This window comes from Vibrio sp. 10N.286.49.C3 (assembly GCF_041469545.1).
GTDB classification, from domain to species: Bacteria; Pseudomonadota; Gammaproteobacteria; order Enterobacterales; family Vibrionaceae; genus Vibrio; species Vibrio tasmaniensis_A.
Genome location: NZ_JBFRKT010000120.1, coordinates 1 through 388, shown reverse-complemented (window position 1 = coordinate 388; position 388 = coordinate 1). Strand labels below are relative to the sequence as shown.

1 pseudogene is annotated in these 388 nt (G+C 43.0%); it reads right to left on the bottom strand.

Annotated elements, in window-relative coordinates:
- Nucleotides 1–388: pseudogene (locus AB4180_RS22780) on the bottom strand (IS4 family transposase); the annotation flags it as partial.

Genomic DNA, 388 nt, shown 5'->3' with positions numbered 1-388 from the left:
TATCCTTACTTTGCATTCTCAGTTGCTCAACTTCAGTCCCTTCACTTTTCCAGACTTTATGAAAATCTTCTATTAGCCAACGCCGCTCATAATAACTGACGATTTTGAGTGCCTCTTCCTTGCTCGTTATCGGCTCTGAAGTCAGTAAGTGCCATGCGAGCTTATTACCACTCTCTCCTTGTTCTATACATCCCACGTAGTAAAGCGGAATGTTATCGAACTCTTTCTTGTTAGCAGGAGATTTGAGTGTCACGGGGGCATATTTGATATCTAAATGAGCCTTGCGAGCTTTACGACCGCCTTTTTGCGGTATTTCGAGCACTTTCTCTCCGGCTGATAACAGGGTAGAGGCATAGCTATAAAGACGATTATCATGCTCTTCAATACA